Origin of the sequence: Caballeronia sp., assembly GCF_049581465.1 — a bacterium.
Lineage (GTDB): Bacteria > Pseudomonadota > Gammaproteobacteria > Burkholderiales > Burkholderiaceae > Caballeronia.
Genome location: NZ_JBAUSA010000829.1, coordinates 1 through 2,188 on the forward strand (window position 1 = coordinate 1; position 2,188 = coordinate 2,188).

Annotated in this window: 2 protein-coding genes; both read right to left on the minus strand. The window is 59.8% G+C overall.

Features of this window, described 5'->3' with window-relative positions; all coding sequences use genetic code 11:
* Positions 1 to 588: 588 nt before the first annotated feature.
* Positions 589 to 843, minus strand: a complete 255-nt coding sequence (locus WCA53_RS20400; RefSeq protein WP_423914901.1) for a hypothetical protein — start codon at positions 841 to 843, stop codon at positions 589 to 591.
* 687 nt (positions 844 to 1,530) lie between these two features.
* The coding region (tnpC, locus tag WCA53_RS20405) for an IS66 family transposase (RefSeq protein ID WP_423914903.1) at positions 1,531 to 2,188 on the minus strand (658 nt) is incomplete at its 5' end.

A 2,188-nucleotide genomic window follows, 5' to 3' on the forward strand; every position in this document is an offset into this window, starting at 1 on the left:
AGGAGAAGCCCCGCGGCGGGTCTTGTAGAGTGGGGCCCTGACGACGCTGCGTCAAACCAACAATCTTGGGGGACTCCTAGCGGGCATGGACTTCACAGCCCCAGCGATTCAAACTCAACCCGCTCCAGCAAATGCCGGGACTAAACACCTAGAGGCTAGTGGTGGCCGAGGTTTTCGTTGGCGAGTCCTAAACCAACGCCAGCAGCGGGACGTACGTACCGGGACGCCTCGGCAAGAGAACCTCGTGCGAGACATAGGTCAATGGGGATCACCTAATCCTGGCGCGCATTTAGGCTAGTGGTGGCCGGGACGCGAGGGGGGTCCAACTCATCCCGGCCACTATCCACCGATGCTTTCGTTGGGCGGAATCCTTCCAACGCCAGGTGTTTGCGTGCTGGTACGCTCGGCGAATTACTCCAAGGTCCGAACCGACTCGAAGCAAGAGGGCAACTCTGTTCATCTACAATCCGGGGAGAAAGCGGCATTCGACTTCAAACCGGAGGGAGAGATATATTCGGAAGGTGGCAAAGTCTTGCGAGTGTGGCATCGGGCAAAACCCGGGTGAGCAAGAAAAACTCCGCGCTACGACTAAACCGTCAGCAATCCGACATCAACCTCACCAACAGTTTTCAAAATCGAAGCGTCCTCGAAGTCGCCAAGCGCGGGGTCGCCGGTCCGTGAGAACGCGATAGCTCCGCAATGTCCTTCTTCTATGGCTAACGAGGCCGCCATTCGGATCGCTTGATCGGCGCTCCGTGCTTCCTTCGGATCGCACGCAACGATGTCGCCATTGTCCTCTGATCGCTTGAACGCGAGCGCAACATAGTAGGTCGTCGCAGCCATTAGAGACTTCCCGGTCACGCATTTACCCATGCAGTCCCACCAAGATCATCATAACGCAAATGATAACCCCAATCGCGACCATTGGTGACTCCTTTCGGTCACCTTGACGCACAAGGCGCATATAGCGTCCTGCTTTTGCCTGCCAATCTGCTGTCAGATCTGGCCAACGATGCATCACACGTTCTGCGCCATCCGACTGGGCCTGCGTCTGTCGTCCTCAAGTCACGGCGCTGAGGCGGCGCAGGCGCACCATCTCGACCAAACCGAGACGATTGGCGATTCCAAGCAGATTTTTGGCATGAAAAGGCAAGACCACCACCGTCCACCGCGGCAAGGCTGTATGGCTTTGCCGAGCGTACCAGGTTCAACCAGACTGGCGTTGGACGTTAGCTCCCCAACGAAGGCATCGGCGAAGGGTGGCCGGGATGAGGCCGCTACCGCGTCCCGGCCACTGCTACCTTAGATGCGCGCCAGGGCAGGGGGTTGTCTGCGCCGCCGCATTGCTGGGCGGCTCAAAGACCACCGTCACCCTCCTATTTCCACAGGCTGGGCAGATGAGACGCGACTCCAGTCGTGATAGCGGGAAATTTGGCCAGTTTGAATATGACGATGCATTTGCCCTAGCGTAAGCGGCCCTTACGTCCCACGGCGCTATGGAGTTGACGAGAGAGTTTGAGGGGCCGAGCGTCAGGCAGCGAGTCGATCGGGGGCGTTGGCTTTGGTCCATGCCCACGGCATAAGTTCGTCGAGGCGCGCAGCGGGCCAGAGATTGACGAGCCTGTTGAGGACGTCGGCGATATAGGCTTGCGGCTCGACATCGTTGAGCTTGCAAGTTTCAATCAGCGAAGCGATGCGGGCCCAGTTTTCGGCTCCCTCGTCATGGCCGGCGAAGAGCGCATTTTTGCGATTGAGCACGATCGGCCTGATTCCGCGTTCGACGATGTTGGTGTCGAGCTCGATGCGGCCGTCATCGAGGAAGCGGACGAGCCCTTTCCAATGGTTGAGGCCATAGCGCAGATCCTCGGCGAGGCCGGACTTGCCGGAGACACGCGCCAACTGATGCTCGAGCCACGGTCTGAACGCCATGACGAGCGGCTTGCTCTTCTCCTGGCGCGCGAGACGACGCTCGTCGGCGCTTGCGCCCCTGATCGTCTTCTCGATCGCGTAGAGCGCGGCGATTCTCTCAAGCGCCTCACGGGCGATCGGCGCTTCACCCTTGGCGTGGTCGAAGAACCGGCGCCGCAGGTGCGACCAGCAGAAGGCGAGCGTGATCCGGCCATCGGGCGCCTTGGCGGCGATCGTCTTGTAGGCGGCGTAACCGTCGCACTGAACAACGCCCGCATAA

What these genes read in the sequence shown, in the direction of transcription:
- WCA53_RS20400 (WP_423914901.1), bottom strand. Translation starts at nt 843, where the DNA reads ATGGCTGCGACGACCTACTATGTTGCGCTCGCGTTCAAGCGATCAGAG.